This window comes from Sphingomonas sanxanigenens DSM 19645 = NX02, from assembly GCF_000512205.2.
Lineage (GTDB): Bacteria > Pseudomonadota > Alphaproteobacteria > Sphingomonadales > Sphingomonadaceae > Sphingomonas_D > Sphingomonas_D sanxanigenens.
On sequence record NZ_CP006644.1, the window covers coordinates 520,775 to 544,616 of the forward strand.

Genomic DNA, 23,842 nt, shown 5'->3' on the forward strand with positions numbered 1-23,842 from the left:
GCTACTCCTCTTCTATCCCCATCGCTTTCAAGTCCAATCCCAATTCCTTTAAACTGGGCAGGGGAGGAGGATCGAAGGCTACCAGTGCATCGATAAAGTCATGAAAGCTGTCGTATACGGGGGTTATCGCCCTAGAAGGCAGAGCTTCATCGTGCAGCCATACGGATATCTTTCCATCAATTCTGTCAATTAACAGCATATTACCCAGACCGATTTCCGCAAAAACCACAGATGTTTTTGGAATCTGCATGGATAATTGTTCGTTTATGCGAATTATTCCTAAGCTTCCGTCAGCAGGGCCATATATAACTGAAACGCCAATTCTTCCTGAATCTTCGGAATAGGCGCATTTTTCCGCAGGAAATTCAACATCCTTATTGAAAACTATCGCTGATCCGAATTCAATAAATAAATCACGAAGCTCAGAGGGCAGCAATATCCTTAATGAACTCTCTATCTGGTCTAATTCGATCAAAGAATCTCCCGGCATGTGGAGTGATTCTGCATCGAATGATGGATCAAACTGAAAGGTCATATATTTTCTGCCTTACATCATTAGGGCGTCGCTATCGTGTCCGTTCCGCACCGCGCCTCAATCACGCCACCTGATTGGTATAGCCGTTAGCGGAGGGGCACGACAATCAGGTCAATCTTGGCGCGTCGATGCTTTGATTGGTGCTGCGCTCCATCTACGATTGAATATCCGCCATCCGACTAAGCCCGCGACAACGCCCAGCAGGCCGCCCACGAGATAGGCGGTTGGCGCATCATTCGGCACAAAAAAGAAGCCGCCAGCAACATAGCCGCCGATTACGGCGGTGCGTGTCACCGCACCATAGATCGCGGCGACCTTGCCATGATCGGCGGGCGGGCATTCCGACTGGAACAAGGTTCGGACAGCGACGTTGTGGATGCTGTTTGCGCCGCCGCCTAGGATGAAGGCGACGGCAACGATTGCCAGCCCGATCGGCGCAAGGCCGATCCACAGCATGGTCGCGCCCATGACAGCGGCCGTGCCGAACGCCGCCAGTCCGACCCTATGGCCAATAACCCTTTCGGCCAGCCCAGCGCCGATCAACATCCCAACCGCCCATAGTGCCGTCAGCATTCCAAACGCGGTCGGCCCGCTCCCAGCGTCACCATCACGAGAAACACGAAAGCAACGTCGGCTATGGCGGTCGCAAACACTTCGAGGCTGAGCGCACCCGTAACCACCATCAACCGTCGATTGCGGAGCAGCGGCAGGTAGTCCGCGAACAGGGTCTCCTCCTCCTGATCGTCCCGTTGTGGCTTGCGGCGAAGCCTGCTCGCCATCACGACGAGGGCCAAAAGGGCATAACTGGCGGCATCGGCTAAAAGCGCATTGCGCGATCCGATCCATCCCACCAGTACGCCCCCAGCGACTGGACCAGCGAGCATTCCAAGGCTGCGAACCATTTCCATAAGGGAATTGGCGAGTGCGAGGTCATTCCAAGCCGCTCGCCAGCACTGGAATCAACGCGAATGTTGCGGCGCTGCTGATCGTGAACAGCACGCTCAACAGCGCGGCCCCGGCGAGCGTGAACATGGGATAATAGGCGATAAATGCTATCACGCCCGCTTGCAGAACTGACACCATGACCAGAATGCGGGCCGCCTCCCGGCGGTCGATCAAGCGGCCCGCCCAGGGTGCGGCGATCAGACCGGGTAGCAGCTCCGCGGTCAGCAGCGTCGGCACCGCATAGCCGGATGCGTTCTCGGCAGTGCGGAACATCAACGTCAGCAACGTGATTTCATCGCCGGTCGTCGAAATCGTAAGCGCCACAAGGACCAACCATCCCCAGCCTTGCCGAAACTCAACTCCCACTCACTTAACCTTCCGCACAGCCCCGCACTTTCCGGGTCACTCTGCACACTTCAAATCTCAACCGACAATCAGGTGAATAGCTTTAGCGTTGTTCTGCCAACCACTTAAGCGCCGATAGGCTTGGCATGAACAGATATTCGCCTCCCTTCATGACATTGAAGGTCTGCACACCGTCGATGCGCTTGCGCGCAGGCGCCTGCGGGATCGTGAACCGGCCGTCCTCCTCATGCAGACCAACGATTGGATCGCGCTCCTCGCCGAGGTCGACGAAATTGCCGCGGTTGATCCATTCCTGCTGCATGAACTCGATCGTGTCGTAAGCGCGCGCGCTTATGAAGATGAAGAACAGGCCGCGATCGCCTTTGGCATCGTCTTTCGGCGCCACATCCTCGGAATAAACCGGCCCGAAGGTCGAGGAACGGCGGATGATGCGGTGAATGTTGACGTCGGTGAGCAGTGTCAGCTCGGAATCGCGGGGATTGAGCCGGCGCATATGACAGCCGAGCGGCACGACGCGGCCTTTGGGGTCGTCCTTGAAATTGAAGTCGTTGTTGCGCTGCGGATCGGCGCCGAGGTCCGGGTCGTCATGATCCGGCGACAACGTCAGTGGAGCGCCTGACCGCCAGCGACCGAACATCTTGGCGGCAAGACGTTCGCGGTCCTCCGCCGTCTCGCCATGGGCCTTGAGGAAGGCGTTGAAGCAGCCGACCCGGCTGTTGTACTTGCGCAGGACGACGAAGGTGCCGTTCTTTCCCAGCGCCGCAGGTTCAGGCATGCCGAGCGGCTGGCCGTTCTCGCTCTCGTATCCAAGGATGAACTCGCCCGCCTTGATCGCGCGTTCCTCGCCGGGCAGCGGATCGACGCCGCTGCCTTCGACGGCGGGCTGGGAGATCGAATCCCGGAAGCCGAACGGGTTTTTCGCGCCGTCCGGCGCGCCGAAGCGATGCTCGCCGATCAAGGTGACGCCGCTGCTCTGGTCGAGTTCGGTTCGCGCGGTCGCCAGCGCCTTGTCGAGCGCCGCATCGTCGACCGCGTAGATGGTCAGCGCGAGATGGCAGTTGCCCGGCTTGAACACGTCCTCCCAGTTTTCCGGCGCGTTGGGTCCGAAGTCGCGGAGCTGCTCCGAGCGCGCCGCCATGCCCTGCTGAAAGGGGAGCGGGAATGTCTTGAGCTGCGCTTCAGGAACGCCGAGCGCCTTCAGTCCCTCGAAGCTGAGTGCAGCGCCTATCCAGAAATCGAGATCCTCGTTCCAGTTGTCGGCGGATGCGATATGGGGCGCGAGCCGGCCCAGCAAAGCGCGCGCGCCCTCGGCCTCGTCGAAATGGAGCATCGCATGGATGCCGACATAGGGCTCCGGCCGGCTTCGCAGGATCAGCGCCTGGATATCGTGCAGGTCGAGCGTAACGCTGTCCCTCGAGAAGCGCTCTTTCAGCTTTTGAAGGATCGTCATCGCTCAGCCCACCTTGTCCAGGAATTCGTTGACGGCATGTTCCATCCGCTGAAGCCGACGCACGTCGACGACCGTGACCTGCGGGTTGGCGACGAACCATCCGGCGGCGGTGATCTGATGTTCGGCGATGAAATCCTTGACCTTCGGGCTCGCGATGCCCGGCCAGCCTTCGACCGAGGCGAAGAGCAAATCCATCAGGTCAGGGATCTTGGTGGCGAAGTCGTTGATATAGGTGTCCCAGTCGCCGTCATAGGCGGTGGCGAACAGGATGCGGGTGTCGTTGTCGAAGAAGACGAACCGCATGTTGTGCAGGGTGCCGACCTTCTGCGCCCCGTCGAAATTGCCGTTCACGAGTCCGAAGATGCGTTTCAGCCGGTCCGCGCCGCCCGGCTTGAGGTTGGCGATGGCGGTGAGCTCGGAGACATTGCCGGACTGCGCGCCGACGCGACCGGCCGAGCCGGCCGTGCCCTTGAGGTCGGGATTGTGCTTCGTCACCATCTGCTCGAGCGCGAGCTTGGCGAGCTGCGGCGCGTCGCCGGCCACTTCCTCGATCCGCCGCCGGATGGCCTGAAGGCGGGTTTCGTCGATCTGCGGGTTTTCTTCGGTCTCGGCCATGACTGGCCTCCTTTCGTGATTGCGTGTGTCGATCGGTGCGTCAGTCCGGGATGGCGTCAATGTTTGTCGGCTCGACACGCGGCTGCGCGTTCATCTCATGGCGGTAGCGGGTGGATCGCTCATAGGCGGCGATGCGCACCCGCATGATCGATCCGAGCGGCTGGTGCTCGCGGATACCGTGCCAGGGATTGAACGACAGCACGTCATCGCCATAGACCCGCCGCGCCGGCGAATAGGCGTCCTGCGGCGGGATGCGCAGCGTGGCGATCGGCTGGTGTGGCGACAGCTCTTCGGGCCAGAGCACCGCCGCGTCCTCGACAGGCATCTTGTCGAGATCAGCGCAAAGTTGGGCGCGCAGTTGATACTCAGCACCCTGGTCGCGGAAATGCTCGACAACCAGATCGCGCATCGTAGAATCCTCCACTGTGCCGACGTCCTTGCCGGTGAGCGCGCGGACATTGTCGGAAAGCGGCGCGGCGCTGATCTTGGCGATGTGATCGCCAAAGCGGATCGCCGCCATCGAGTGATAGGTCTCGCCGAGCAGATGGTCGTTGTCGCGCGCGAGCCCGCGCAGCGTCGCGCCGGGCTCGACGCCGACCGCTTCGACCGCGGCTTCCACGCCACGCGCCACCCCGGCCATGGCGCGTTGGAGGAAGGCGGGGTTCTGCGCATTCTTCTCCAGAAGGCCAATGAGCTGGCGATATTTACCGATCGTGCCGAAGCTCAAGGTCGGGATGTTGACGAGCAGGAAATCCTGATTGCGGCCCTGGTCGTCGGGCAGAAGCCGCTCTCCCTCCACGCCGATGACCTTGATCGCCATGCCGCGTGGGGCGGGGATGGTGTCCGAGTGGATATCTCCGGGCGCTGATGAGAGGCGGATCACCACGGAATAGGTGGCCGGGCGAGCGAAAAGCCCCTGGCGCAGATGCTCCGGCAGTTCCGGGACGACGAGTTCGCCCTTCAGGAACCCGTGGCTCTTGGCATGGGCGTCGCGCACCGCATGCCGATGGCGCTCGAACGCCTTGCGGTTGGTGCTCGCCATGATTTCGAGGATTTCGGCGGTGAGCCGCTCCTCGTCTTCGCCGAGCACTTCGACGCTGGTGGAGTAGGGGATATAGGTCTCAGCCAAGGGCGATCCTTCGAACCGGATTTTCGTTGCATTCGAGATATCAGGTGATATCTGGTTTTACGGTGAACGCCGACATGGGTAAAAGGTTTCCATGCCGTGCTGAATTGGAGGTCGATCGCTCATGCGCCTCACGCGAAAGGAAACGCAGCGCCAGACGCGGGATAAGCTGCTCGCCGCAGCACATTCGTCCATTGTGGAAGAAGGGGTGGCGGCCATGTCGATCCGCAACATCTGTAGTGCAGCGGGTCATTCGCAGGGGGCCTTCTATTCGAATTTTGCAAGCAAGGACGATCTGCTGGTCGAGATTCTGCAGGCTCATATCCAGGACGAGGTCGTGCTTCTGCGCGATCTGGTCGCCCACTGCTCCGGCGATGATATCGAGGCGACTCTGCAAGTGCTTGCGGCGCGGCTGGCTAAGCTGGCTGACGAACAGCATTGGTCGCTGCTTTCGATCGAATTGCAGCTTCATGCGCGGCGGGACCCCGCGTTCGCTGAACGGCATCGCGAAGGAAAGGCCGCCTGCCACCATTTGTTCGGAGAACTTGTGGCGGATCTGACGCGGCGCTTTGCGCTTCGGCCTGCCTTGCCGCCGCTGCAGACCGGGATCGGCCTCTATGCACTGTGGATGGGACTGGCGGTCCAGGGCGATGTCGAAGGCGCTATTCCCCGAGAGCAAATGCTTGTCGGCTTCTTTCGCGCGATGGCAGGCCTCGATGCGCCATCCACCCGGTCATGAGCCTTCCTGGCGAAGGACGCCGCAGGATCGGCTGCGATGCTTCAGGCGTGCCCTTGGCTGGAAAAGTGGACGAACGTCGGCGCTTCCATATCCGTTTCCAGGCAACCGAAGAAGACATCGATGAACTCGGCCATGTCAACAATGCGGTCTGGGTGACCTGGATTCAGGATGTGTCGGTGGCGCACTGGCTGACAGCCGCGCGTCCGAGGGATGCCGACACCTATGTTGCTATGGTGCTCAGGCACGAGGTCGATTACCGCGGCAATATCCGGGCGGGCGAAGAGACCTTTGCCATAACCTGGGTCGAAGGGAAGCCGCGCGGAGCGAGATACGCCCGGTGCGTCGAGTTCAAAGACAGTAACGGTCAGACGCTCGTCGCGGCCCTGTCGCAATGGGTGCTCATCGAGAAAGCTACCGGCAAGCTGGTTCGCGTGCCCGCCGAAGTCGCTGCGCCGTTTCTCTATGAAACCCGACGCAAGGAAGAGAATGAATGAGCGACATCCTGAAAGTGACGGTGCTAGGCACCGGTGTCCTCGGCAGCCAGATCGCCTTCCAGGCCGCCTATAGTGGCTTTGACGTTACCGCTTATGAGATCAGCGACGAAGCACTCGACCAGGCGAGGCATCGGTTCGAAACGCTTGTAGAAACCTACGTGAAAGAGGTGACGGGTGCGGCTGACGGCAAGGCAGCCGAAGCTTCGAGACGCATCACGCTCACCGCCGATCTTGGGGCTGCGGTTGCGAATGCCGATCTGGTCATCGAAGCGGTTCCGGAAGTGCTCGAGATCAAGCAGGCGCTCTACGAGAAACTGGCGGGGCTCGCGCCTGACAGAACGATCTTCGCCACCAATAGCTCGACTTTGCTGCCGAGCGACCTCAAAGCCTTCACCGGCCGCCCGGACCGTTTCCTGGCGCTGCACTTCGCCAACAGCATCTGGAAGTTCAACACTGCCGAGGTGATGGGTACGGACGACACCGATCCGGCCGTGTTCGATACCCTGATCGCCTTCTCCTCCGCGATCGGCATGGTGCCGATCCCGGTGCGCAAGGAAAAAGCGGGCTACGTCCTCAACTCCCTGCTGGTGCCGTTCCTGAACGCGGCCACCGATCTGGCTGCCGGCGGCTATGCCGAGCCGGAAGATGTCGACAAGGTCTGGCGGATCGCCACCGGCGCGCCGATGGGGCCGTTCCAGATCTACGACATCATCGGATTGAACACCCCCTACAACATCCTGTCGCACGGTGATGAGCACGCACAGTCGCTCGCCGCGTGGCTGAAGGAAAACTACATCGACAAGGGCAAGCTCGGCATCGCGTCGGGCGAAGGCTTCTACAGCTACAAGCCCGCCGACTGATCCCAACAAGAAAAACAGGAGTTTGCCATGCATTATAGCAGTGGAAACTATGAAGCCTTTGTCCGTCCACGCAAGCCGGAAGGCGCCGACAAAAAGACGGCGTGGTTCGTCGGCTCGGGCCTCGCGGGGCTCGCCGGCGCCGCCTTCCTGATCCGCGACGGCGGCGTTTCGGGCGACCGCATCACCATATTGGAAGAGCTGGAAATCCCCGGCGGCGCGCTCGATGGTCTGGACGTGCCCGAAAAGGGCTTCGTCATTCGCGGCGGCCGCGAGATGGAGGAGCATTTCGAGTGCCTGTGGGACCTCTATCGCTCGATCCCCTCGCTGGAGATCGAGGATGCCAGCGTGCTCGACGAGTTCTACCGGCTCAACAAGGACGATCCCAACTTTTCGCTGCAGCGAACGACGCAGAACCAGGGTCAGGACGTGCCCGACAAGGCGCTGCTAACGCTCAACGACAAGGCGCAGAAGGATCTCCTCTCGGTCTTCCTTGCGACGCGGGAGGAGATGGAGAACAAGCGCATCAACGAGGTCTTCGGCGAGGACTTCCTCAAGAGCAATTTCTGGCTCTACTGGCGCACCATGTTCGCCTTCGAGGAATGGCATTCCGCGCTGGAGATGAAGCTCTACCTGCACCGCTTCATCCATCACATCGGCAGTCTCGCCGACTTTTCCTCGCTCAAGTTCAATCGCTACAACCAGTATGAATCGATGGTCCTGCCGCTGGTGAAGTGGCTGACCGATCACGGGGTTAAATTCCGCTACGGCGTCGAGGTCACCGATGTCGATTTCGACATCCAGCCCGGCTCCAAGCAGGCGACGCGCATCCACTGGAAGGAGCGCGGCGTCGAAGGCGGCATTGATCTCGGGCCCGACGATCTCGTCTTCATCACCATCGGCTCGCTGACCGAGAATTCCGACAATGGCGACCACAGGACACCGGCGAAGCTCAACGAAGGACCGGCGCCGGCCTGGGACCTGTGGCGGCGGATCGCGGCGAAGGATCCGGCCTTCGGCCGCCCGGACGTATTCGGCGCCCATATCCCGGAGACGAAATGGGCCTCCGCGTCGATCACTGCCCTCGACGCCCGCATTCCGGCCTATGTCGAGAAGATCACGAAGCGGAACCCCTTTACCGGCAAGATCGTCTCCGCCGGTATCGTCACGGTGAAGGACTCGGCGTGGCTGCTGAGCTGGACGGTTCATCGCCAGCCGCATTTCAAGAAGCAGCCCAAAGATCAGATGATCGCCTGGTTCTACGCGCTCTTTGTCGATTGCCCCGGCGACTTCGTGAAGAAGCCGATGCAGGAATGCACCGGTGAGGAGATCACCCAGGAATGGCTCTATCACCTCGGCGTGCCGGTCGAGGACATTCCCGAACTCGCGGCATCCGGCGCCAGCACCGTTCCCACGATGATGCCCTATATTACCGCCTTCTTCATGCCGCGCCAGGCGGGTGACCGGCCGGACGTGGTGCCGGAGGGCGCGGTCAACTTCGCCTTCATCGGCCAGTTCGCGGAGTCGAAGCAGCGGGACTGCATCTTCACCACGGAATATTCGGTGAGAACCCCGATGGAGGCCGTCTACACGCTGATGAATGTCGAGCGCGGCGTGCCCGAGGTCTTCAACTCGACCTATGATATCCGTACACTTCTTGCTGCGATCGGTCCGCTGCGGGACGGCAAGGGCATCGATCTTCCCGGGCCGGCCTTCCTGCGCAAACTGCTGATGAAGAAGCTCGAAGGCACCGAGATCGCCAAGCTGCTCGAAGAGTTCCATCTGATCGAGGAGTGAACAAAGACCGGAAGGCACGCGCGGCGTGCGAAAGGTGATGAATGGCCGACGACGATCAGAAGAGCGAACGCGCCGCCGAGGTGACTGGGGCGCACGGCCATCATCACCATCATGAGCCGGACGGCGAAACGCCGTCCGGTCACGTCGACCATGATCCGGTCTGCGGCATGGTGGTCGATCCCGCCAGGACCGCTCACAATGCTGAGTATGAAGGCGAGCGCTACGTCTTCTGCTCGGCCGGCTGCAAGGCGAAGTTCGACGCCGACCCCGTGCATTATGCGGCACTGGCAGCGCATGCTGCACATCACCATGAGGGTGCTGCCGCCCATGGCGATCATTCCCACCATAGCCACACGCATGGACCTGATACCCATGAGCATCACCACGTTGCGGCAGTAACGGCAACCGCAACGGAAGGGACGATCTGGACATGCCCGATGCATCCGGAAATCCGCCGGGATGCGCCGGGTAGTTGCCCGATCTGCGGCATGGCGCTGGAGCCGCTGATCGCGGCGGCGGATGCCGGATCAAGCCCCGAACTCGCCGATATGACCCGACGCTTCTGGATCGGCCTCGTGCTCGCCTTGCCCGTGTTCCTGCTGGAGATGGGCGGTCACCTGATCCCGGCGCTGCACCATTTGGTGCCGATGCGCATCTCGATCTGGATCCAGTTCGCGCTGGCGACGCCGGTGGTCCTGTGGGCCGGATGGCCGTTCTTCGAACGTGGCTGGGCGTCGATCGTCAACCGCAGCCTCAACATGTTCACGCTGATCGCGATGGGCACCGGGGTCGCCTGGGGCTACAGCATCGTCGCGACATTCGCGCCGCAGCTCTACCCGCAGGCTTTCCGAGGCGCCGATGGCACGGTCGCGGTCTACTATGAGGCCGCGGCCGTGATCACCGTGCTGGTGCTGCTCGGTCAGGTCATGGAACTGCGCGCCCGGGAGCAGACCTCCGGCGCAATCCGCGCGCTTCTCAATCTCGCGCCGAAAACCGCCCGGCGGATCGGGCGGAACGATGCTGAAGAGGATATTCCTGTCGAAGCCGTCGTCATCGGTGATCGGCTCAGGGTCCGGCCCGGTGAAACCGTGCCGGTTGACGGCGTGGTCGAGCAGGGTCGCTCATCGATCGATGAATCGATGGTGACCGGCGAATCCATGCCGGTGACGCGTGTAGTCGGCGAAGCGGTCGTAGGAGGTACGCTGAACCAGACCGGCGCGCTCGTCATCCGGGCTGAAAAAGTCGGGCGCGACACCATGCTCGCCCGCATCGTCCAGATGGTCGCGGATGCCCAGCGCTCGCGCGCGCCGATCCAGCGCATGGCTGATCAGGTGTCGGGCTGGTTCGTGCCGGTCGTCATCGCCGTCGCGCTGCTCGCCTTCGCGGCCTGGGGTGTATGGGGGCCGGAGCCGCGGCTGGCGCATGGCCTGATCGCGGCCGTTTCCGTGCTGATCATTGCCTGCCCCTGCGCGCTCGGGCTCGCGACGCCGATGTCGATCATGGTGGGTATCGGCAAGGGGGCGGCCGCCGGCGTTCTGATCAAGAACGCGGAGGCGCTCGAGCGGATGGAGAAGATCGATACTCTGGTGGTCGACAAAACCGGGACGCTTACGCAAGGAAAGCCGGCGGTGACCCGGATCGTCGTGGCCCCGCGATTTGTCGAGGAGACCATCCTGCGGCTTGCAGCCGGCGTGGAGAAGGCGTCCGAGCATCCGCTTGCGCGGGCGATCGTGGCGGCTGCCGACGAGCGAAAGATCACCATCCCCGATGTCGCCGACTTCGACTCGCCGACCGGCAAGGGGGCGATCGGTCGTGTCGAGGGCCGGCATGTGGTGCTCGGCAGCACCACCTTCCTCGCCGAACATGGGGTTGATACAGCGCCGCTCGCGGCACAGGCCGATGAGCTACGCCGCGACGGCGCAACCGCCATCTATATCGGCATCGATAAAGCCATCGGCGGCATCTTCGCCATCGCCGACACGATCAAGGCGACCACGCCTGAGGCACTGAAGGCCCTGCATGCGGAAGGCATCCGCATCGTCATGCTGACCGGTGACAATCGCACCACAGCCGAAGCCGTTGCGAGAAAGCTCGGCATCGATGAGGTCGAGGCCGATGTGCTGCCGGACCAGAAAGCCGCGGTCGTCGAGCGCCTGAAGGCGCAGGGCAAGGTGGTGGCGATGGCGGGTGACGGCGTAAATGACGCGCCGGCGCTTGCCGCCGCCGATGTTGGTATCGCCATGGGATCGGGGACCGACGTTGCGATCGAAAGTGCGGGCGTGACGCTGCTCAAGGGCGATCTCACCGGCATTGTCCGCGCGCGACGCCTGTCGCAGGCGACGATGGCCAACATCCGCCAGAACCTCGCCTTCGCGTTCATCTACAATGCGGCAGGCGTACCGATTGCGGCCGGTGCGCTCTATCCCACGTTTGGGCTGCTGCTGTCGCCGATCATCGCTGCTGCCGCGATGGCGCTGTCGTCCGTCAGCGTCATCGGCAATTCGCTGCGGCTCCGGACAGTGAAGGCATGACGGACCAAGGCCCCGACCTTGTGGCGGGGTCTTGCGTGGGGTCTTAGTCGGCGCGCCTGCCGTTGGGGCGGGACCAGATCAGCGAGAAGGTGTCTTCGCCCTCGTTGTCGAAGAGGTTGGCATAGATCAGAGCGCCGATCTTCTCATGATGCCCTCGGCTGTCAGGGCGTCCGCGATCTGACGGTCGAGTGATCCCACAGCATTGAGCGTTCGCACCATCTCCTCGATGCGTGCGAAGTGAGCCAGATCGTCATAGTTGGCGGTATTGCGGATGATCACATGCTCTGTTCGCGCGCCGGTCTGCCACAGGATCGCGAACCAGATACGGCCTTGCGCACGGCTCTTGTCGACCGTCACGCTGTCGATCACGAGCCGCATCATCTCTTTGCGTTCGTCGATGCCAGCCCGCTTCGAGAACGCGGGCAACAGGGTCGGCAATGGTCAGGATACGCGTTCGCGCGGCGGCGGCCAGGGCGTTAACCTGCTCGACATGCCACCGCGCGTAATCCTGTTAGACGCGTCGGCTTCGCGTATTTTCTCTTCCCACAACGTTTCCAGCGAACGTGCGACGAGCCGCTTTTCCGACTCCACGGCATCATATTGTCGGCGTGCACGCTCCGCTTCGTAATGCGCCTTCTCCCGATTCAGCGCCCATTGACGTTCCAGCAGCCGGTTTTCGCCGTTCATCTGTTCATGAGCCGCAAGCGCAAGGTCGATGCGATCGGGTTGCAGAGCTTCGATCAACAGCCGCTCGACCTCTGCATCAACCTGGTTTGCGCGCACATTCTGGCAGTGCCCGCTCTGCTCGCTATCGATGCAGTGATAGACGGGGGTCTTCTTATGGGCAGAGTGAGTGAAGACCCATGCGGTGTCCGCATATCCCGCAGACCACGATGCCTTGAAGCATCGCTGCGCCACGCAGGGGCGCTCCGCGCCGGCCAGCGCTGAAGTTGCCGATATTGTCGGCGAGCCGCCCGACGTTGCTCATATATGCCTCCCATTGGCTATGCCGATGAGCCCGCGTAGGTGGTGACGCCATAGCCATATAGACGACTGGTCTATTATTCGTTATATATGCTGATCATGAATTTGACACCCAAAGCAGAAGCGACCCGGCAAAACATCCTCGACACGGGCTACAGCCTTGTGTTGAGCAAGGGCTTCTCCGCGCTCGGCCTTCAGGAAATCTTGAAGGTTTCCGGCGTGCCGAAGGGGTCTTTCTATCATTATTTCCCGTCCAAGGAGGCGTTCGGCTGCGCACTTCTTCGTGATTACGTGGACGGTTACGGCAAGAAACTGGACTCGCTGTTATCCGCGGAAGCCATAAGCGGTCGCGAGCGGTTGATGCGCTATTGGCGAGCGTGGCTCGATGATCCCGGGGAAGGTGATCAAGCCGGAGACGGCTGGGCCGAGGATTGCCTCGCCGTCAAACTGTCCGCCGAAGTCGCGGACCTGTCGGAGGCCATGCGGGCCGTTCTGAGCGATGGCGTCGCACGATTGCTGCAACGCATCGCCTCCATGATCGCCGAGGCGCGCGAGGACGGATCGCTTCCACCGGGGGCGGAGCCGTCCGCGCTGGCGCAGGTTCTCTACCAGATGTGGCTTGGCGCTGCGCTGCTCGCCAAACTCACCCGTTCTCGTGCGCCGATGCAACGGGCGATGATCGCCACCGAGCAGATTCTGGTCTGCACGCCGCAATCCAACCATCCGTGAAAGGAACCGAAGAATGAAAATTTTCTACAAGACCCGCGCAACGGCGACCGGTGGCCGTTCAGGCCACACGGCGCTCGACGACGGCAGCCTCGGCCTCGATCTCGCCATGCCGAACTCCGGCAAGCCGGGCGCCAACCCGGAGCAGCTGTTCGCGATGGGGTATGCAGCTTGTTTCGACAGTGCGCTCAACCATGTCGCCCAGCAGAAAAAGCTGGCGCTGATGGGTAGCAAAACGTCCGCGGAGGTCGGAATCGGGCAGACGCCTGAGGGCGGCTTCAAGCTGGACATCGACATTCATGTGGAAATCGCGGGTCTCGATGAGGCCGCCGCGCAGGAACTGGTCGAGGCGACGCATCGGGCCTGCCCCTATTCCAACGCCACACGCAACAACATCGACGTGCGCCTGCACGTCATCACGGTTTAAGGAGGCGTCATGCGTAGCGCCATTCACACCACATTCGGCGAACCGGCCGACGTTCTCGCTTTGGAAGAAAGCCCGGTTCCCGAACCCGGCCCGGGCCAGGTGCGGATCAAGACGATCCTTTCGCCGATCCACAATCACGATCTTTGGACCGTGCGCGGCAGCTACGGCTACAAGCCTGAACTGCCCGCTATTGGCGGTTCGGAAGCCGTCGGTACGGTCGATGCGCTCGGTGAAGGCGTGACCGGCATCACCATCGGTCAGCGCGTCTCGGTCGCCTCGGTTCATGGCTCATGGGCTGAATATTTCCTCGCGCCCGCTGCCGGGTTGGTCCCTGTCCCGGATTCGATCTCCGATGAGGCGGCGGCGCAGCTTATCGCCATGCCGTTCAGCGCGATCACTCTTCTGGACTTCCTCGAAGTGGCAAGTGGCGACTGGGTGATCCAGAACACCGCCAATGGCGCGGTCGGCAAAACGCTGGCAATGCTGGCGGCCGCGCGCGGTGTGCATATCGTCAATCTCGTGCGCCGCGATGCCGGCGTGGAAGAGCTGGCGGCTCTCGGCATCGCCAATGCCGTCTCGACTGCGACCGATGGTTGGCAGGATCGGGTGCGTGCGATCACCGGCGATGCGCCGATACGCGCGGCTGTGGATTCGATCGGCGGACAGGCCAGCGCTGAACTCCTGTCGCTTCTGGGTGAGGATGGGCTGCTGGTGTCCTTCGGCACCATGGCCGGAGAGCCGATGCAGATTTCCTCTGGCAATCTTATTTTCAAACAGGCCGTCGTGAAGGGCTTCTGGGGCTCCAAGGTGAGTGCCGCCATGCCCGCCGAAGCCAAGCGCCGGCTGCTTGGAGAACTTATCCGCCTCGTCGCCAGTGGCGAGCTGAAACTGCCGGCAGGGGCGGTATTCGGGCTGGATCAGGTCGCTGACGCCGTTCGCGCATCGCTGACAGCGGGCAAAGCAGGCAAGGTTCTTCTCAAGCCCTGAGCGACGAAGGAAAGACCGGCGATCGCCAACATCCTGATGTTCTCCAGCCATCAGCGTTGCCAAGGGCCAGACTATCCGTGGTTTGGTCAGGCGACGGAGAGGACGATCTTGCCCTGGATATTGCCACGGGCGGCGCGTTCGTGGGCACGGGCGGCGTCGGCGAGCGGGAAGATGCTGTCGACGACGATGCGGATGGTGCCGTCGTCAAGCAGGCGGGCCGCCTCGGCCAGTTGCGCGCCACTCGAACGGACCTGTGTCGTCGAGACGGTAATGCCCAGCGTCTCGGCTTCGGCATGTCCGGTGAAGCCCAGCGGATAGACCGGGTATAGAGAACCGCCACGCTTCAGGGTGCGGAAGAAGCGGCCGGTATCCGGTCCGCCCACGGCGTCGAGCACGACGTCCACGTCGCGCACGATCTCGTCGGCCGCCGTCCTGGTGTAATCGATGAACTGATCGGCGCCGAGCTCGCGCATCAGCGCCTCGTTCCTGCCCGACGCGACCGCGATGACGCGCGCGCCCTTCCACTTCGCCAGTTGCACGGCGAGGTGCCCGACACCGCCGCCGGCGCCGTTGACAAGGACCGTTCGGCCTTCGAGCTGCGCGTGTGCATGGGTAAATGACTGGAACGGGTTGGGTTCGTCATGACCCAGATCGATCAGGAACTGCCAGGCCGTCAGCAGCGACATGGGCGCAGCCGCCGCGTGAACATGGTCGATGCCCGGTTTGCGCGCGAGGTCCGATGCCGGCACGCTGACATATTCGGCATAGGCCTTGCTGCCTTCCATGACGTTTTGCGGGAAACGGACCATCGCGTAGACCTCGTCGCCGACGCTAAATCCCTCCACGCCATCGTCGAGCGCGGCGACGACGCCGGACACGTCCGATCCGAGGATCAGCGGAAAGGCGGGATGCGGTTGCCACTCGGGGGGAAGCGAGCGGTAGCCGTCACGGAGATACCAGTCCGGCGGATTGAGGCCGACCGCGTGGACGCGGACCAGTACCTCACCAGCCGCCAAGGTGGGGCGGGGCGCATCCTCGTAGCGGAGCACGTCCGGGCCGCCGAACGCGTGCAGGCGAACCGCCTTCATTGTCTCGCTCATCATTGCCTCCTTCGGAAACTTCTAAACTGAAGGAGATGTGGCGACGCGCATTAAGATTGATAATATTGGTAGAAATCGTTTTAGTATTTCCATGAAGGAACAAATAGCATTTGAGCGCCTCACGGGGTTGATCGCCTTCGCCCGTGTCGGGTCGCTGGGCAGCTTCACGGCCGCCGCCCGGTCGCTGTCGATTTCGCCATCGGCGGTCAGCAAGAGCGTCCAGCGTCTCGAGCAGACGCTTGGGGTGCCGCTTATCACGCGCACCACCCGTTCGTTGGCTCTGACGCCCGAGGGCCGGGATTTGCATGAACGGGCGCTCCTGCTTCTTCGCGACGCGGAGGAGATCGAGCAGATGGCGATCACGGCGCGCTCGGAGCCGGCTGGCACGCTGAGGATCGCCGCCTCGCTGCCGATCGGCATCCATGTGCTTGCTCCGAAGCTGCCCGCATTCCGGGAGCGCCACCCCCAGGTGATGGTCGAGCTTCGCCTGAACGACCAGTTCGTCGACCTCGTCGAGGCCGGGATCGATATCGCGGTACGGATCGGCGATCTCGCGGACACGCGGCTCCTGGCGCGCCGGCTCGCGCCGCATCGCTTTTGCTGCTTTGCATCGCCCTCCTATCTGGCATCCCGGGGCAGGCCGTCCCATCCGGACGAACTGGTTGGCCACGATACGGTGAACCTGCGCTACCAAAGCAGCGGCCAGGTGTTGCGCTGGCCTTTCCGCGTCGGGGATCGCGAGGTCGAGATCGTGCCGTCGTCGGGTATCGTCATGGACGCCAGCGAGGCGCTGATGGCGGCGCTGGCCGCCGGTGGTGGTGTCGGCATCAGCGCGGACTTCGTCGCGGCGCCTTACGTGGCGCGCGGCGAGCTGGTGCCGGTTCTGTCGGAATTCGCTGTCGAGCGGCACAATATCACGGCCGTCTGGCCGGAGAGCCGTCGCACCAATCCGGCGGTGCGCGCTTTCCTGGCCCATCTGCAGGGCACCATGCCACGATCAAAGAATATCCACCCCTCATGATCTTCGGCCGCGATGTGATCTGCCATCGCCATCTCGGTGGCGCGGCGCAGGAAAGCCGCCGGATCGGCCCAAGGTAACGCGCTGCCACCGGAGGCCAGTTCTTCGGCTATGATGCGACGGCCACGTTCCTCGACGATTGTACGGCCGCGCGCGCTCAACTCAGCCAGAAGAGTCGATTTCCCGCCGCTTGAGCAGCCCGAAATTGCCACAAGGCCTTTGTTCAACAAGCACCATCCTTTCGTGCCACGTCGGTGGCTGCGAGACGGGCTTCCAACCGCTTCCTGGCCGAAAGTCGCGACCACCGTTTCGATAGACAGAAACAGGGTGCGGCTGTCCTGCGGATAATCGATGAGTTCGGCGCAGCGCAAATAGAAACGACGTGCAGCGTTGTCCTTCGCGTGGACCATCACCGCGCCGAAGCCGATAATCCGGGACGGCGATGCGATCCGCCTCAGCGCATCCGACAGCACGTTCTCCCCAAGCCCCTGGCCGGCGTGATCGAAGCTTACCGCCAGCCGTCCCAACGGGAGCACATTATGCGGCACACGGGGATGCTTCTCTTGATATGCCAGCGTTACGTGTCCAAAACATCAGCAAAGGCTTCCAGATCCTTGGCAACGAAGTCCCAATCCTGCTCGGCAGAAAGATCGCTCGTTTGTTTGGGGCCGTGTTCGGTAATGCGGGGCACGCAAGCAGTCCTGAAGCCGCAATTCCTCGCGGCGAGAAGATCGCTGTTGTGCGCGGCCACCAGACAGACCTCGTCAGGACGCATTCCCAGTATCTCCGCGGTCCTCAGATAGGCTTCAGGGGTCGGCTTATAGGCGCGAGCGACTTCGGCACCCAGGATGGCGTCCCATGGCAGGTTTGACCGCCTGGCAATGTCGATCATCAGGCTGATGTTGCCGTTTGAAAGCGGAGCTATGATGAAACCGGACTTCAGCCGCCGAAGACCGGAAACGACGTCGGGCCAGGGGTCGAGCTTGTGCCAGGCCATGTTCAACGCGTCAATTTCCGAGGACGGGATCGTCTCTGGATCGAGCCCGACATCCAACAACGTCAATTCCAGATTCTCCCGATGCAGAACGTCCAGCCGGGTAAAAGGCCGGCGGCCACTGCGCACTTCCTCCATCGACGGGGAATAACGGCGGCGCCAGGCATCGGCGAACTCTGCCGGATCGCAAGCTACTTCGTATCGGCGGAGGAATGGCGCCACTTCACGCGCAACGCCGCCGCGCCAATCGACAAGGGTGCCAAAAACATCGAACACGAGGGCTCGCACGCCTTTCAGGATCATGGCGCCAAATCTCCGCTGTCAGTCTGAGACAATACCCGGTCGAGAGCAGCGATGAGCGTCCTGTCCGCGTCCTTCGCTATGCTCGCGAAGATTTGGGAGGCTGCATCGAAAATGCCGGAGGCCGGATCGTTTTCTCCCAGGAAAGCGGTGATCTCGCGCATTTCCGGAACCCATCGGTAGGCTTTGCCATACATGTCCGGAATAGCATGCATCAACTGGCCCCGGAGGTTGGGGAGGCTTTCACTCATTTGCTGCGACAGGGCCTGTGCGCAGCCGGCGCGCTCCGAAGCCAGAAACATCGCGGTCCCCAAAGCAACAAGTCCTTTGTTGATCCCGGCGTAGACCATCTTCAATGCCGATGCTGCACCCACCGGACCATCGATCTGGCGCAGCTTCAGGCCAAAGCTGGCGAGGACATCGGCACGACCGTCCGGGTCGCCGCTGATGTAGAATGTCGGGCCGTCCCGGCCCTGTTGCGGAGGAAGGCCGATGATCGCTCCATCCAGCACATCGCAGCCCGTTCCGGACAGTGCCGCCGACACGTCTTGCATGGTAGCCGGATTGATCGCGTTGAAATCGATGAACGCCGGTTTCGTCGGGCTCTGGCGCAGCACGGGTGCCAGCATTTGCGCCAGACCGATCGCCGCGTCCGGCGGAACGATCGACAGGATGAGGTCGCAGCCGGGCAGATCGGACAGGTCGGCGGCGATCATGCCTGCATCGCGTGCGCGCAACGTGCTCCGCTCACTGCGGCTGTCGATGACGGTCAGAACCTGCGCGCCTCTGCCGACAAGTTCGCGTGCGACAGCACTTCCCATCGCTCCCGGCGCGATGACGGCGAGACGCGTTGTCATCTGGTCTCCCTTCAGGTTGCCATCGTTGTGCTTTGAACTGTACATTCATCAAACGAGATTGTTTATGATATCTGCGATCTCGAATCTGGATGACAAAATGAACACGCTCGATCTCGATGCGGTGAAAATCTTCCTGATGATCGTCGAATTGCGCAGCTTCACCAAGGCAGCGGCGGCAATGGATCTGGCGCAGTCGGCGGTCAGCACAAAGCTCCGGAAACTGGAAACGGAACTCGGCCACCAACTGGTCGAGCGTACCCCGCGTTCCGTGCAGCTATCGGCAGCCGGTGCAATGTTTCTCCAGCCTGCCCGCGACCTGATCACTGCCCATGATCTGGCCCTGAGCTCCTTCGGCAGCCGACAAAGAAGGCTCTCCATTGGCTTCAGCAATCATATCTTCGGTCCGCAGATCCCGGCGATGCTTTCCCGCCTGCATTCTCAGGACCCCGGCCTCGTTCTGGAAATGAAAGTCGGTACGACCCGTGAAATCATGGAAGCAATGGATTGTGGTTCGATCGGTGCGGCCTTCGTGCTCCCGCTCGATGAAACGAGACGCGGGGGAGAGGTCGTCGGACAACAGGCGTTCGGCTGGATGGCAGCACCGGGATGGACATGGGACCGTTCGACGTCCTTACCCATCGCCGTTCAGCCTAGCCCCTGCGCCGTCCGGGCGATGACAATCCGTGCGCTTGAGGATGCATCTATTCCATGGATGGAAGCCTTCGTCGGCGGCGGGGTTGCGACGATTGCGGCTGCCGCCGCCGCGGGGCTGGCTGTTGCCGCCCTTGGGCGGCAGGTCGCACCAGCGGACGTGATCGACATGGGGGCGGCGCTGCACCTGCCACCATTGCCTGCTCAGGATATCCTTCTGTATTCCAGCTTGTCTGACGGAGCTTCGAGAAAGTCGCTGCGTCTGATCGGCGCTATGTTCGGCTCGGTCCTGTGACGCGGCACAGAGGAAAAGTCGCCTGACGTCATAAAGATCAGCGATTTCACACCGTTTCCCCTCAGCTTTGGATCAGGAAGGGGAGGGGAAATCGCTGGTCGACTGCGTATCCGACGCAAACAAGGTCGAGCAGTGTCAAGGCTGCGCCATGCGAATTGTCCTGCCCCGATCGGGAGCAACGAGGCCTCCGCGCTCCATGAAGGTTGCAAAGCGCCCCGTGTCGCGCTCGCTCGTCGGCTCGCGGTCATCATGCATGCCATGCTGCGCGATGGCACTTTGTTCCAGGCGTGAGGTAGGATAGAACCAGTTTGCCAGCGGTGCAGCGTCAAAGCTGATCCGAGGGCGGTGTCCGCAGAGGGAACGCAGGGACGAACGATCTGCGAAGGCAGTCAGTTGTTTCAAAGCCCGCACCGAGTCAATGCAACGTTCGCCTCTGTGAGACCCGATACAGCACGACCAAGCTCCAGTTCGGCCAGATCCATGAGAACCTTAAACGATCGGCACCGCCTAGCAACTGCAATTACAGATCCTGACCCTGAAGCGCGGGGGCGTCGCGGCGCTCGATTGCATGCATGCCACGAAAGACTATGGGCAGGGCATTGGTCATCGGCTAGATCGGGGCTGATCCGTTGCTCCTGAAAGATAGCGCAGTCCCTCTGAAGGTCATCACCAAAGCAGCCCCAGGAGGCTGTTCGCCCACTTGACGTATTGCCATGCAACCAAGTGTACCCGCGCTATCGCTTGGGAAGGTCAGCAAGTAATGCTGGTCTCGATCAGACTGACGCCATGACGTTCGCATGTGGAACGGAGATTCGGATCGTCGATCCGATCAGTGACGAAGAAATCGATCACATCCATTCCACACACGCGCACTGGAGCCGAGCGCCCCACCTTGCTGGAATCAGCTACAAGGATCACCTTGCGCGCGTTACGGATGATCGTCTGCGAGACTTCCACTTCATCGATCGCGAAATCGAGCAGACTTCCGTCAATATCGATCGCCGAGATGCCGATGAGCGCATAGTCGACGCGAAAATTTTCGATGAAGCGCATTGCGAGCGCTCCCACCACGGCACGATCGCCGGTGCGCACCTTGCCGCCTACGCAGACAAGTTCCATCGCCTGATGATCTGAAAGGGTGTCAACGACGTTGAGATTGTTCGAGACCACCATGAGGTTGCGATGATGCACAAAATTTGCAGCCACAGCCTCGGTTGTGGTGCCGATATTCACGAACAGGGAAGCGCCATTGGGGATCAGCGCGGCAGCTGCTGCCCCAATACGAGCCTTCGCATTCGATGCGACAGTCCGACGTGCGTCATAGGCCAGGTTGTCAACGCCGGAGGTCACCAGCGCTCCGCCATGAATGCGGGAAAGCAGCGACTGTCCGGCTAGCACGTTCAGGTCCTTGCGGATCGTTTGCGGTGTTACGCCAAGCCGCTCGGCTAGATCTTCAACGGCAACGCTGCCAGCGCTGCGGGCTATCTCCAGGATATGCTCTCGACGTGCTACGACGACATCGCCTTCAGCCGCGGTTCCTCGCTCCATTGCTCCTGCTTCCTGTTTCCTTGTGATCTTGCTGATCACTAAAGCGAAGCGACGCACCGGGAAAGTGTGCTGTAAGCGGGTCCGCGACCCCACCTTGCGGCGCTGAAGCACAGCGCCGAGTCTCCGCGCCCTGATTGGGTGGAAGCTGGTGCTATGACGATGTCATGTGATGATGCTGGCACTAGCCGGGTAACGCGCTTCGAAGTGTTCACCGGCGCGGGGCGCCGTCGGGATTGGCCGCCGGATGTGAAGGCATCGATCGTGGCCGAGAGCTTCTCCGGGCAGGAGACGGTCTGCTCGGTCGCGCGGCGCCATGGCATGAGCCCGTCGCAGCTGTTCACCTGGCGCCGGCAGCTCCGCAAGCAGATGGAGAGCCAGGGTGCGGGTGTGCCGGCATTCGTGCCCGCCGTGGTCGATGTTGGCTCGGCAGAGGAGCCTGGGGCAGCGATCCAGCGGCCGAAGCAGCGGCGGCGCTCGAAGGCGAGCGCCGTGGAACTGGAGATCGACGGCGTAGCGGTGAAGATCAGCCACGGTGCCGACGCCGGGGTGATTGCCGCGGTGATCGAAGCGCTCCGGGCCACCCGATGATCGGACCCGGATCAGGTGCGAAGGTGATGGTCGCCACGCGCCCGGTGGACTTCCGCAAAGGCCCAGATGCGCTGGCTGCGTTGGTAGGTGTCGAGTACGGCGGTGATCCCTATTCCGGCGTGATCTACGTGTTCCGGGCTAAGCGCAGCGATCGGATCAAGCTCGTCTGGTGGGACGGCACCGGGTTGTGCCTGATGGCCAAGAGGCTGGAGTCCGGCGGGTTCAAGTGGCCGGCAATCCAGGATGGCGTGATGCGGCTGACGGCGGCGCAGTTGGGCGCCTTGCTTGAGGGGCTGGACTGGCGCCGTGTGCACGGCGGACGCCGCCCGATTGCGCCGCAGATTGCTGGTTGACGGGATGTTCTGCTCCTGATTCACTGCTTCCATGCCCATGGAAGCGGACCTTCCCAACGATGTCGAAGCGCTCCGTGCGCTCGTCCTCGAGCAGGCCCGCGAGCTCGATGCACTGAAGGTTTTCCAGGCCGAGGTTGAACGCCTGAAGGCGATCATTGAGGCCCTGCAGCGGCACCGGTTCGGCCGCCGGTCCGAGCAGCTCGATCCCGATCAGTTCGAGCTTGCTCTGGAGGAAGTCGAGACGGCCTTGGCCCAGGCCCAGCACGCCGTGGACAAGGCGAGCCGGGCATCTGCGGATCGCCCGCGCAAGGCCAACCGCGGTTCGCTGCCGCCCCATCTCGAGCGGATCGAGCAGGTCGTCGATGTCGAAGATAAGGCCTGCCCCTGCTGTGGCGGCGCGCTCCACCAGATCGGCGAGGACGTGGCTGAACGGCTCGACGTCGTGCCGACCACCTTCCGCGTGCTGGTCACGCGCCGCCCGCGCTATGGCTGCCGCTCGTGCGAGGGCGCGATTGTCCAGGCACCGGCGCCGGCGCGGATCGTCGAGGGTGGTATCCCCACCGAGGCGCTGATCGCACAGGTCCTGGTCGCCAAGTACGCCGATCACCTGCCGCTGTACCGCCAAGCCCAGATCTACGCCCGCCAAGGTATCCAGCTTGACCGGTCCACCCTGGCGGATTGGGTCGGCCGGGCAGCCTGGTACTTGCGCCCCTTGCGCGATCAGATCCTAGAGCGATTGCGACGATCCGAGCGGCTGTTCGCCGATGAGACCACGGCGCCAGTGCTCGATCCCGGGCGTGGTCGGACCAAGACCGGCCAGCTCTGGGCCTATGCCAGGGACGATCGACCATGGGGCAGCGAAGATCCGCCTATGGTTGCCTATGTCTACGCCGCTGACCGCAAGGGTGAGCGGGCCGAGGCCCATCTCGGTGACTTCGCCGGCATCCTGCAGGTCGACGGCTTTGGCGGCTATGCCGCCCTGGCCAGGCGCCGGCAGCAAGTGAGCCTCGCCTTCTGCTGGGCGCACGTGCGGCGCAAGTTCTACGAACTGGCCGAGAGTTCGCCGGTCGCGGCCGAGGTGCTACGCCGGATCGCCATGCTCTACGCGATCGAGGACGAGGTTCGCGGCTCCTCGGCGAAGCAGCGCCGCGCCGTGCGCGCCGAACGGGCCCGCGTCATCGTCGATGACCTGCACATTTACCTCGCGGCACGGCTCCGTCAGGTCAGCGCCAAGAGCAAGCTCGCCGATGCGATCCGTTACGCGCTGACCCGCTGGGCCGGGCTGACGCTGTTCCTCGACGATGGCCGCGTCGAGCTGGATTCCAACACAGTCGAGCGGTCGGTCCGGCCGCTGGCCCTCAATCGCAAGAATGCGCTGTTCGCCGGCTCTGACGAGGGTGGCGACAACTGGGCAGTGATCGCCACGGTGATCGAGAACTGCAAGATATCAGGCATCAACCCGCATGCCTGGCTGACCGAGACGCTGACCAAGTTGGCTCATGGGCATCCCGCGAACAAAGTCGGCGAACTCATGCCGTGGACCGCCGTGGCCTGAGCAC

The 23,842-nt window shown here is 62.3% G+C and carries 26 protein-coding genes and 1 pseudogene; 13 read left to right on the plus strand and 14 right to left on the minus strand.

All coding sequences use genetic code 11. The annotated features are described in order from the left end of the window. Position 1: 1 nt before the first annotated feature. The 7 genes from NX02_RS31195 to NX02_RS02380 form a co-directional block, all read right to left on the minus strand. The gene (locus NX02_RS31195) at positions 2-535 is read right to left on the minus strand and encodes an SMI1/KNR4 family protein (protein WP_082733396.1); all 534 of its coding nucleotides are present in this window, start codon (positions 533-535) and stop codon (positions 2-4) included. Between the two features lie 111 nt (positions 536-646). After that, positions 647-1,081, minus strand: coding sequence for an MFS transporter (locus tag NX02_RS33470; protein WP_025290603.1), 435 nt, complete (start codon positions 1,079-1,081; stop codon positions 647-649). A gap of 20 nt (positions 1,082-1,101) precedes the next feature. Continuing rightward, entirely contained in the window at positions 1,102-1,443 is a 342-nt protein-coding gene (locus tag NX02_RS33475) for an MFS transporter (protein WP_037490093.1), read from the minus strand. 22 nt (positions 1,444-1,465) lie between these two features. Beyond that, a complete protein-coding gene (locus NX02_RS33480; RefSeq protein ID WP_017503244.1) occupies positions 1,466-1,804 on the minus strand; it encodes a hypothetical protein in 339 nt (112 codons plus the stop codon). A 124-nt stretch (positions 1,805-1,928) separates the two neighbouring features. After that, entirely contained in the window at positions 1,929-3,296 is a 1,368-nt protein-coding gene (locus tag NX02_RS02370) for a Dyp-type peroxidase (RefSeq protein WP_004207012.1), read from the minus strand. 3 nt (positions 3,297-3,299) lie between these two features. Beyond that, a complete protein-coding gene (locus tag NX02_RS02375) occupies positions 3,300-3,911 on the minus strand; it encodes a hypothetical protein (RefSeq protein ID WP_004207013.1) in 612 nt (203 codons plus the stop codon). 40 nt (positions 3,912-3,951) lie between these two features. After that, positions 3,952-5,040, minus strand: a complete 1,089-nt coding sequence (locus NX02_RS02380) for a catalase family protein (protein ID WP_025290605.1) — start codon at positions 5,038-5,040, stop codon at positions 3,952-3,954. A gap of 121 nt (positions 5,041-5,161) precedes the next feature. On the opposite strand from NX02_RS02380, the gene NX02_RS02385 reads away from it, so the two are divergent. The 5 genes from NX02_RS02385 to NX02_RS02405 are packed head-to-tail and all read left to right on the plus strand — an operon-like array spanning position 5,162 to position 11,455. Beyond that, positions 5,162-5,776, plus strand: a complete 615-nt coding sequence (locus NX02_RS02385; protein ID WP_004207015.1) for a TetR/AcrR family transcriptional regulator — start codon at positions 5,162-5,164, stop codon at positions 5,774-5,776. Beyond that, positions 5,773-6,270: an acyl-CoA thioesterase gene (locus NX02_RS02390; protein ID WP_004207018.1), complete on the plus strand. Its 498-nt coding sequence runs from the start codon at positions 5,773-5,775 to the stop codon at positions 6,268-6,270. Before NX02_RS02385 ends, NX02_RS02390 begins: the two co-directional genes overlap by 4 nt. Next, positions 6,267-7,130 carry a 3-hydroxyacyl-CoA dehydrogenase gene (locus NX02_RS02395; protein WP_004207023.1) on the plus strand — a complete coding sequence of 288 codons (864 nt, stop codon included), beginning with the start codon at positions 6,267-6,269 and terminating at the stop codon, positions 7,128-7,130. The genes NX02_RS02390 and NX02_RS02395 overlap by 4 nt, the downstream gene beginning before the upstream one ends. A gap of 27 nt (positions 7,131-7,157) precedes the next feature. Beyond that, complete coding sequence (locus NX02_RS02400) at positions 7,158-8,924, plus strand: oleate hydratase (protein ID WP_017503237.1); 1,767 nt, start codon at positions 7,158-7,160, stop codon at positions 8,922-8,924. Between the two features lie 41 nt (positions 8,925-8,965). Next, a complete protein-coding gene (locus NX02_RS02405) occupies positions 8,966-11,455 on the plus strand; it encodes a heavy metal translocating P-type ATPase (RefSeq protein ID WP_039996361.1) in 2,490 nt (829 codons plus the stop codon). A gap of 126 nt (positions 11,456-11,581) precedes the next feature. On the opposite strand, the gene NX02_RS02410 is transcribed toward NX02_RS02405, so the two are convergent. Together NX02_RS02410 and NX02_RS31205 are read right to left on the minus strand one after the other, a co-directional pair. After that, positions 11,582-11,893 (minus strand): hypothetical protein, encoded by a 312-nt coding sequence (locus tag NX02_RS02410; protein WP_099232143.1) that lies wholly within the window; start codon positions 11,891-11,893, stop codon positions 11,582-11,584. A 3-nt stretch (positions 11,894-11,896) separates the two neighbouring features. Then, positions 11,897-12,373, minus strand: a complete 477-nt coding sequence (locus NX02_RS31205; RefSeq protein ID WP_037479890.1) for a hypothetical protein — start codon at positions 12,371-12,373, stop codon at positions 11,897-11,899. Positions 12,374-12,529: 156 nt separating this feature from the next. On the opposite strand from NX02_RS31205, the gene NX02_RS02420 reads away from it, so the two are divergent. Genes NX02_RS02420 through NX02_RS02430 form a run of 3 tightly spaced genes read left to right on the plus strand, consistent with a single transcriptional unit; the run spans position 12,530 to position 14,579 of the window. Next, entirely contained in the window at positions 12,530-13,168 is a 639-nt protein-coding gene (locus tag NX02_RS02420) for a TetR/AcrR family transcriptional regulator (protein WP_004207029.1), read from the plus strand. 13 nt (positions 13,169-13,181) lie between these two features. Further along, on the plus strand, positions 13,182-13,592 hold the full coding sequence (locus NX02_RS02425; RefSeq protein ID WP_025290610.1) for an organic hydroperoxide resistance protein: 411 nt from the start codon (positions 13,182-13,184) through the stop codon (positions 13,590-13,592). Between the two features lie 9 nt (positions 13,593-13,601). Next, positions 13,602-14,579 (plus strand): zinc-binding dehydrogenase, encoded by a 978-nt coding sequence (locus tag NX02_RS02430; protein WP_004207037.1) that lies wholly within the window; start codon positions 13,602-13,604, stop codon positions 14,577-14,579. A gap of 86 nt (positions 14,580-14,665) precedes the next feature. Here NX02_RS02430 and NX02_RS02435 read toward each other — a convergent pair whose 3' ends face one another. After that, complete coding sequence (locus tag NX02_RS02435) at positions 14,666-15,679, minus strand: NADP-dependent oxidoreductase (RefSeq protein ID WP_082733398.1); 1,014 nt, start codon at positions 15,677-15,679, stop codon at positions 14,666-14,668. A 37-nt stretch (positions 15,680-15,716) separates the two neighbouring features. Here NX02_RS02435 and NX02_RS02440 point away from each other — a divergent pair, with 37 nt between their 5' ends. After that, positions 15,717-16,700, plus strand: a complete 984-nt coding sequence (locus NX02_RS02440; protein ID WP_125989423.1) for a LysR family transcriptional regulator — start codon at positions 15,717-15,719, stop codon at positions 16,698-16,700. 23 nt (positions 16,701-16,723) lie between these two features. Here the strand turns inward: NX02_RS02440 and NX02_RS33485 are convergent. From NX02_RS33485 to NX02_RS02450, 3 genes and pseudogenes are all read right to left on the minus strand, one after another. Continuing rightward, positions 16,724-17,107: pseudogene (locus NX02_RS33485) on the minus strand (AAA family ATPase); the annotation flags it as partial. A 167-nt stretch (positions 17,108-17,274) separates the two neighbouring features. Continuing rightward, entirely contained in the window at positions 17,275-17,994 is a 720-nt protein-coding gene (locus tag NX02_RS02445; protein ID WP_004207043.1) for a haloacid dehalogenase type II, read from the minus strand. Beyond that, positions 17,991-18,848 (minus strand): NAD(P)-dependent oxidoreductase, encoded by an 858-nt coding sequence (locus NX02_RS02450; protein WP_025290612.1) that lies wholly within the window; start codon positions 18,846-18,848, stop codon positions 17,991-17,993. The genes NX02_RS02445 and NX02_RS02450 overlap by 4 nt, the downstream gene beginning before the upstream one ends. A gap of 64 nt (positions 18,849-18,912) precedes the next feature. On the opposite strand from NX02_RS02450, the gene NX02_RS02455 reads away from it, so the two are divergent. After that, positions 18,913-19,794, plus strand: a complete 882-nt coding sequence (locus NX02_RS02455) for a LysR family transcriptional regulator (RefSeq protein WP_004213446.1) — start codon at positions 18,913-18,915, stop codon at positions 19,792-19,794. 750 nt (positions 19,795-20,544) lie between these two features. On the opposite strand, the gene NX02_RS02460 is transcribed toward NX02_RS02455, so the two are convergent. Then, positions 20,545-21,453 carry a DeoR/GlpR family DNA-binding transcription regulator gene (locus tag NX02_RS02460; RefSeq protein ID WP_245648744.1) on the minus strand — a complete coding sequence of 303 codons (909 nt, stop codon included), beginning with the start codon at positions 21,451-21,453 and terminating at the stop codon, positions 20,545-20,547. 48 nt (positions 21,454-21,501) lie between these two features. On the opposite strand from NX02_RS02460, the gene tnpA reads away from it, so the two are divergent. The 3 genes from tnpA to tnpC are packed head-to-tail and all read left to right on the plus strand — an operon-like array spanning position 21,502 to position 23,838. After that, a complete protein-coding gene (tnpA, locus tag NX02_RS02465) occupies positions 21,502-21,930 on the plus strand; it encodes an IS66-like element accessory protein TnpA (protein ID WP_281178352.1) in 429 nt (142 codons plus the stop codon). A 26-nt stretch (positions 21,931-21,956) separates the two neighbouring features. Beyond that, entirely contained in the window at positions 21,957-22,283 is a 327-nt protein-coding gene (gene tnpB / locus NX02_RS02470) for an IS66 family insertion sequence element accessory protein TnpB (RefSeq protein ID WP_245648858.1), read from the plus strand. Positions 22,284-22,314: 31 nt separating this feature from the next. Then, entirely contained in the window at positions 22,315-23,838 is a 1,524-nt protein-coding gene (tnpC, locus tag NX02_RS02475) for an IS66 family transposase (RefSeq protein WP_025290617.1), read from the plus strand. Positions 23,839-23,842 lie beyond the last annotated feature (4 nt).